Annotated in this window: 6 protein-coding genes and 1 rRNA gene; 2 read left to right on the top strand and 5 right to left on the bottom strand. The window is 46.2% G+C overall.

Annotated features, from left to right (window positions below; translation table 11 throughout):
• Together L5M38_RS06040 and gmhB are read right to left on the bottom strand one after the other, a co-directional pair.
• Nucleotides 1–202 (bottom strand): 16S ribosomal RNA (locus tag L5M38_RS06040); the annotation flags it as partial.
• Nucleotides 203–858: 656 nt separating this feature from the next.
• Nucleotides 859–1,407, bottom strand: coding sequence for a D-glycero-beta-D-manno-heptose 1,7-bisphosphate 7-phosphatase (gene gmhB / locus L5M38_RS06035; RefSeq protein WP_131523561.1), 549 nt, complete (start codon nucleotides 1,405–1,407; stop codon nucleotides 859–861).
• 424 nt (nucleotides 1,408–1,831) lie between these two features.
• Between gmhB and L5M38_RS06030 the strand changes: the two genes are divergently transcribed.
• On the top strand, nucleotides 1,832–2,503 hold the full coding sequence (locus L5M38_RS06030; RefSeq protein WP_028760950.1) for a GntR family transcriptional regulator: 672 nt from the start codon (nucleotides 1,832–1,834) through the stop codon (nucleotides 2,501–2,503).
• A 91-nt stretch (nucleotides 2,504–2,594) separates the two neighbouring features.
• A complete protein-coding gene (locus L5M38_RS06025; RefSeq protein WP_263178570.1) occupies nucleotides 2,595–3,662 on the top strand; it encodes a ketoacyl-ACP synthase III in 1,068 nt (355 codons plus the stop codon).
• A gap of 88 nt (nucleotides 3,663–3,750) precedes the next feature.
• Here the strand turns inward: L5M38_RS06025 and L5M38_RS06020 are convergent, their stop codons facing one another.
• From L5M38_RS06020 to L5M38_RS06010, 3 genes are all read right to left on the bottom strand, one after another.
• Nucleotides 3,751–4,344 (bottom strand): lecithin retinol acyltransferase family protein, encoded by a 594-nt coding sequence (locus tag L5M38_RS06020; RefSeq protein WP_263178569.1) that lies wholly within the window; start codon nucleotides 4,342–4,344, stop codon nucleotides 3,751–3,753.
• A gap of 203 nt (nucleotides 4,345–4,547) precedes the next feature.
• Nucleotides 4,548–5,234: an exonuclease domain-containing protein gene (locus L5M38_RS06015; protein WP_263178568.1), complete on the bottom strand. Its 687-nt coding sequence runs from the start codon at nucleotides 5,232–5,234 to the stop codon at nucleotides 4,548–4,550.
• A gap of 1 nt (nucleotide 5,235) precedes the next feature.
• Complete coding sequence (locus tag L5M38_RS06010; protein ID WP_263178567.1) at nucleotides 5,236–7,083, bottom strand: DUF294 nucleotidyltransferase-like domain-containing protein; 1,848 nt, start codon at nucleotides 7,081–7,083, stop codon at nucleotides 5,236–5,238.
• Nucleotides 7,084–7,167 lie beyond the last annotated feature (84 nt).

Below are 7,167 nucleotides of genomic sequence, written 5' to 3'. Positions count from 1 at the left end.
CCTCCTTTCCCCCGTAGGGCGTATGCGGTATTAGCAGTCGTTTCCAACTGTTATCCCCCTCGACTGGGCAGATCCCTAGGCATTACTCACCCGTCCGCCGCTCGCCACCTCAGAAGTAAACTCCCTTGTGCTGCCGCTCGACTTGCATGTGTTAGGCCTGCCGCCAGCGTTCAATCTGAGCCATGATCAAACTCTTCAATTAAAGTTTTGTTGCTTCCGTCTTGCGACTTCAGCGGCTCAATGAATTCTACTGTTTTGATTCGCTTTGCTCACTAAGAAGCATCGCGTTTCAATTCATACATTACTGTATGTACATATTACTATGAACACTCAATCACGCTTCCCGTTAAGGAGAATGACTTGAAAACATTGATTTAAATTTTTGACTGCCAACCCGAAGGCTAAGCAGTTTCGATTAACTCAACACCTGTGAGTGTCCACACAGATTTGCTTGATAAATTGTTAAAGAGCGTGGTTATCAGCTTATTCAGCGTTTAACCCTTGACCCCGCTGGGTCAGTGGATGCGCATTATAGGGATGTCAGATTTTACCGCAACCCCTTTGGCGCGAATAATTACGAAAAACGATTCAAGCGCACACTTTTTAAACTAAAAGTGTGTTTTAACGCCAATATTATCGAATCTATGCTGAATTAAGGGCAAAGATGAGATTAATCCAGCGCTAGAAATGACAAGAGCCAACCTATTGGTTAGCTCTTTATGCCATGTTAGATCGCTTTTAACGCAAGCTTCCATTCAACAAGAGCAATAACCCACGCTACTGGCTACTGTGATAATAGCTACTTGAGATGAACTTATAAGCAAATGTTTATCTGCTTATTAAGTAGTAGCGTAGCGACTAGCCTAGGCTTTTTAAGTAAGCCGGCACATCGGCAATACTGTCGAGTACCACTGTGGCATCACTGTCATCAGCAATAACCTTACCACTGCGCACTAATATGCGTGTGGTCACGCCCGCCGCTTTCGCTGCCTGCATATCTTCGGCTTTGTCGCCAACCATGACTGAGTGCGCTAAGTCGATTTTTAAGAATTGCGCCGCATCATTAAGCATACCCGGCTTAGGTTTGCGGCAATCACAATCGACCTTATATTCCCCTATACCTTTTTCGGCATGGTGCGGGCAATAGTAAATACCATCGAGCTCGACCCCTTTGTCGGCAAAGTTCCAATCCATCCACTCCGTTAAGCTGTGGAATTGGTCTTCAGTATACATGCCACGGGCAATACCGGATTGATTAGTGACGACAACTAACTTGTAGCCCATTTCTTTTAAAGAGAGGCAAGATTCAAACACACCGTCAATATATTCGAAGTCATCCACTAGGTGGACATAACCATGGTCTTTGTTAATCACACCATCACGGTCTAAAAATACTGCTCGACTCACTGTAATACTCCCAAATCGCCTAAGGCGTTATCGCGCTATTATTCCATTCATTATCAGAAATTGCACCGCTGAAGTTATGCTTTTAGCGCTAAATTGCGCGTTAGTGATATTTCGTGGCTGTACAGGCAAATCTCTATGTACAGCTTGTGTCTATGCGAGATAGCAATTGTCCCACCAAATCAGAGTCCAAAAAATCCAGCAGTGAGCTGAACAGCGTTTTTACAAATAATTGCCACCGTTGCCATCGAAGCCGCTCGCAAGGAATGCGCTTCAAATCGTAAGAGAAAACCACAAAAAACCCCGTCTTTTGGGCATTGTTAGTCTCTTAGATGCAGCACTCAATCAAGCATTTCCCTTTATTTGTGGTGTTTTTAACGGTAATCTTGGGCAAATAACGAGAAAATACCCGAAATAGACGGAAATAATGAGTCGAACTACGCCTATCGTTCACAAAACCCGCACCCAGTTAGTTGTGGAAGTGCTCAGAGAGAGAATTCTTTCAGGTGACATAGCCGCAGGAGAACCCCTCAGACAAAGTGCCTTGGCTGAAGCGTTAAATGTCAGCCGTATTCCGGTGAGAGAAGCATTATTGCAACTCGAAGCCGAAGGACTCGTTAAGTTTGAGCCCCATAAAGGTGCGACCGCGACCGTGTTATCCGTCGAACAAGTCACCGAACTCTTTGAATTACGTGCAATGATCGAAACCGATCTGCTTGCGAAAGCGATCCCACGACTTCAAGAGGCTGATTTAGAAAAAGCAGAACGTGTACTCGAGCAATTGGAGTCGGCCTTCAAACATGAAGATGCCGTCGCCAGTTGGAGCGAGTTGAATACGCAATTTCACACTTGCTTATATCAGGCGGCTAATCGCCCACACACCCTTGAGGTTGTTCACGGCCTCAATACTAATTGTGATAGATACATTCGTTTGCAGTTATTGCTCGCGGGGGGGATTCCTGCTGCAGAGCATGAGCACAGGGCTTTGCTCAACCACTGCAAACTGAGAGAAACAGAAAAAGCGACGGCGCTACTGCGTCATCATATTCTGCATGCCGCAATGACAATTCGAGATCTCGTCGCCAAACAGGTGGTCTAGATCACGGACGGCCATTAGAGTTGCCGATAAGCTTTGTTGTCGATTCAAGGCAGCGCTCAGGTTCTGCCTTTTTTATTTGAGAGAAACCACCATGCAGTACGCCACTATCACAGGTTGGGGCAAATGTGTTCCACCAGCCACGCTGACCAACGATGATCTTGCTACCTTTATCGAGACATCCGACGAATGGATCAAATCTCGCACAGGGATCAGCCAACGCCATATCAGTCATGTAAATACCTCTGAACTTGCTTCAGTTGCAGCACAACGTGCGCTCGCAGCAGCGGGTATTGATGGCAGTGAAATCGACATGATCATTCTTGCCAGTGCCAGCCCAGATACTTTGATCCCAAATATTGCATCTACTGTACAAGCTAATATTGGCGCCAGTTGTGCTGCATTCGATATCAATGCTGCCTGCAGTGGCTTCTTATATGGCTTAGGTTTAGCCAGCTCACAAATCAAGAGTGGCCAGAGCAAGAAAGTATTAGTCATTGGTGCTGAACGTTTATCTTTCTATTTAGATTGGTCACGCCGTGAAACCGCAGTGCTATTTGGTGATGGTGCGGGTGCCGTTGTGGTTGAAGCGACAGATGTTGCCGGTGGCGTGCTCGGTTATGAGCTGAATAACGATCCTGAAGGTCGTGACATTCTTAAAGCGGGCTTTGGCACGGCGATGGACAGATTCTCAGCCGACTCATTGGACTTTTTCATTGAATTCGATGGCCAAGAAATCTTCAAGCGTGCGATTAACGGAATGAATAAATTGAGCACTAAAGTGCTTGAAAAATGTGGTGTTGATAAGGATGAAGTGGATCTCGTGATCCCGCATCAAGCCAACGAACGTATTATTGATACCTTAGTTAGCCGAATGAAAATCCCGAAAGAAAAAGCCTTCGTGAACATCGCTAATTATGGCAATACCTCGGCGGCGACGATTCCAATTGCGATTTGTGATGCGTTAGAACAAGGCATTATCAAGCCGAATCAAACCATACTCTCTTGTGCCTTTGGCGCAGGCTTAACCTCTGCCGCACTCTTGCTGCAATGGGGAAGTCGTGTCACACCTATCAATATCAGTGATGCCGAGTTACCGCCTTGTGATAAAACAGGCATAGAGTTAGTCAAACGCGCTGTAGATTATTTTTGTAAGCCGTAAACGGTTTCTGCAAAACGATTACATAGTGTTTCACTAAAACATAAAAGCCATCTTAAGCGATGGCTTTTTTAGTATATGACTACAGAACTTATTCATTCAGCTTGCTAATGATCATCTCATCCCAATAGATAGCTTGATTAAAATGTTCGGCGAGTTTTTGATTTAACTCATTAAAGCCTTTAATCACGCCTTCGCTGCCACTAATACAAGACCAAACAAATCGATGGCAATTGTTGTCGAATAAATCGTATTCCCGATACTGATAAATCGCCTGTTCAGCGCGGGGCAACACAGAATCGGCAATAAGAGGCTGATGTTGGTGATTACAGGCAAGATAGATTTGGCTACCGGTCCGTCCCGCTAAAAAACGCTTTACCGATACAGCCCGCACCAGCCCTGAGCCATGTAACTCTAAGAGGCAATCATCACCAAGCCAAATACCAGTATGCTCAATCACACCAAAAACATAACAACAGACGATACTGCCTGGGATTGGCGCAACTTGTTTTAATCCCTCTTGCCATTGACTCGGCGGTGCCACCATAGCGCGATTGGCAACGGGGTACTTAGGGGCCTTACCGAGTAATCTGTCACGCTCAAGTTGCTGACGCTTCTCGCGCTCATCGGCCAGCAAAACCGCACCGATTACGGCACCACCCACCCAAAGTAAAGGTAACGGCATCATATTCTCCTACACACTCAAGTTAGTAGAGTGAAGTACAAGTTGGTTGGATTGCCAAATCAACGGCAGGTTGAATTTGAACAGAGGATTAAATGTCAACTGAGTTTAGCTTGTCAGTGATTAACCTAAGATGAAATCAAGGTGAAATCAATCCATCTCAAATGGATTCACTCACCACAAAGAGTGATTTCTGTTAACACTGACTAAGTCGATTTTTGCAATAAATCAGCCACGGTAAGCTTTGCCGCACCGCCCATAGCGGCCATTTGCGCGAGTAATAATTCTCCACAAGCTAAGGCATCGGTCAGCGCGCTATGGGCCGTATAAATGGGTAAACCGTAACGCTCGCGACAAGCGCCAAGGCGCAAACTCCCCTCTTTAATCACTGAGTGCTCCCGTAGTAAACGGTGCTTTTCAACCATTAAAGTATCGATTGCAGGTAAAACAAGGGCTTGATGATAAATCGTCAATAAATCCTGCTGTAAAAAACGACAATCTAAAGGGGCATGATGTGCCACCAGCACGCGTCCATAGGTTTGATTGATAAACCAGCCCATGGCTTCCTCAATGGTGACGGCTTGTACCAAATGATTATCAAGAATGCCGTGGATCGTCGCACTTTGGCCTACACTACCGCGAATTTGCACTAACTTTTGCTCGGCGCGTACCAACGGGATCTCACCGCGCTCAATCGGCACCAATCCAATGCTGAGAATTTGATCTTGCTGCGGATTGAGCCCTGTCATCTCCAAATCCATCGCCGTTAACGGCGCTTCGGATAACGGCATTGCCAGCAGAGGCAACAGCGACTGATAATAGCCTTTAAATAAATGATGTTGGCAACGCAGCGCCCGCCAATTGAGCTGAGTTTTCAGCAACAATGTATTCATATCAAAAGCTTCGCATAAATTTCATCTTCATCCCCGCCTGCGCCTCATGTACGACTTTAAAAGCGTCACGTAACTGATGACGAACCAGCGAAGATAAATGCCCAGGCAGCAAATAATTACTCACCTCTACCCCTTGATTATATTGATAACCTTGGTTCGATAACCGCATATGGGCGATAAACTCGTGGGCATCAGCCAAATTGAGCGCATCTTGTCGATTGAGAATATTCGCATCCATCAAGGCACGAATACGTTTTGCAGTATTCACTTCTTTAATGCCCGCAGACAAGGCATAAACACGGGCAATATCGTTGATCAATGCATTGCCCTTATGTTTCAAATCTATGCCTTTAACTTCACTACCATCCCGCTCGAGTACAAATTTGCGGAAAAATCCTAGCGGCGACGACTCCACCAGCGAATTACCAGTCATACCCGCGAGGAAAATATCATTATCGCGGGTTTGAGCTAAGACTTTATCCTGTAAGGCATCAAAAAGGGTTTGCGGACCGTAAACCGATCGCATATCGAAGAAGATGCTGGCGTGCATTAACGCCTTAGGCTCAGGCGTTATGACCCATTTTTCAAATACCTGTTGCCACTGTTTGAGTGACATCCGCCATTGGGGATTTTGCGCCATAATATTGCCGGGACAAAATTCATAACCGCATTGGTCAAGCCCTGCGCACACGGCATGGGTTAAGGCATCAAAATAACCTTTAGCAAAATCATCCATCTCTTCTGCGACTAACAAGCCATTATCTTGATCTGAACACGCAGCCTGATCTTGTCGTCCCTGGGAGCCAAATGCCAACCAGCAAAAGGCCATGGGCGGTTCACCGAGTAATTGCTGATTGAGCACAATTAATCGCCGCGTCAGCGCATCGGTGACAGAGGTTAACACTCGGCCAATTTCTTCAGCTCTGGCATCGGCACTAATAAGATTTTGCAGCAATAGGGGAATTTGCTTACTGACGCCAATTAAACTGGCAAGATCCTGCTGCCGTTCAATCTCACCAATCAACAGTAGCGGTTGTGAGCCCTGCCCTCGCAAGATGTCGGTACTGGTCACCATACCGATAGCTTTATCTTGATCGATAATCGGTAAGTGATGAATGTTATGCTCACTCATCAGCAGCATAGCTTCAAAAATCAAGGCATTGGAGGAAATCGAGATAGGTGAAACGGTCATGGCTTGATGCACAGCAACGCTGCCATCAAGCCCTGCTGCTAACACGCGATTACGCAAATCCTTATCGGTTAAAATGCCAACCAATTTATGATTATCCGTCACCAATAAGGACGATACTCGGCGATTTCGCATCAAGAGTGCCGCCTGAGTCACGCTAGCTTGGGCATCAATAACGATGGGAGTGGAAGACATTAACGTGCTGATCCGACTTGTGGTCGTCAGATCCTTTGCCTTAAAGCGGGCCTCATGGCGTAAACGCTTTGCGAAGGCGCGGGTAAAAAACTTATCGAAGTGACGACTCTCACTCCTAAGGCTATCAAACAAGGCTTGGGGCAGATGATAAACTAGACCGTCTTCAAGAATCGCGACTTTATTAACGACTTTTTCCCCTGATAACAAAGTAGAAAAGCCAAAAAACTCCCCCTCGCCCACTCTATCCACCAACACGCCGTCAGGATCGCGCACCTCAAAGGCGCCGCTACGCACCATATACAACTTAGGCGAATTCGCGTCGAAATTAACATAACCAGAGGCCTTGCTGTAATACCCAACAGTAACAGCCTTAGCGCAGCGCACGACTACATCCTCAGGCAGAGCATCAAAGGGCACAAGTCCCTGTAGAAATTGCACTACGGGTTGTAACTCACTGGCATTCATAGGCAACACCTTCTTTAGGCGAATTTTTACTGAGATGTCATCACTATAGCCTGCATTGTCGCTACGCTACATTCGACTAAAGTC

Source organism: Shewanella sp. SM101, from assembly GCF_025654465.1.
Lineage (GTDB): Bacteria > Pseudomonadota > Gammaproteobacteria > Enterobacterales > Shewanellaceae > Shewanella > Shewanella oncorhynchi.
The sequence above is the reverse complement of the archived record's forward strand: the minus strand, read 5'-3'. Positions and strand labels throughout refer to the sequence as shown.

Bases quoted from the DNA above. Each gene is read 5' to 3' on its own strand.
- L5M38_RS06030 (WP_028760950.1), top strand. From the start codon at position 1,832: ATGAGTCGAACTACGCCTATCGTTCACAAAACCCGCACCCAGTTAGTT.
- L5M38_RS06025 (WP_263178570.1), top strand. From the start codon at position 2,595: ATGCAGTACGCCACTATCACAGGTTGGGGCAAATGTGTTCCACCAGCC.
- L5M38_RS06020 (WP_263178569.1), bottom strand. From the start codon at position 4,344: ATGCCGTTACCTTTACTTTGGGTGGGTGGTGCCGTAATCGGTGCGGTT.
- L5M38_RS06015 (WP_263178568.1), bottom strand. From the start codon at position 5,234: ATGAATACATTGTTGCTGAAAACTCAGCTCAATTGGCGGGCGCTGCGT.
- L5M38_RS06010 (WP_263178567.1), bottom strand. From the start codon at position 7,083: ATGAATGCCAGTGAGTTACAACCCGTAGTGCAATTTCTACAGGGACTT.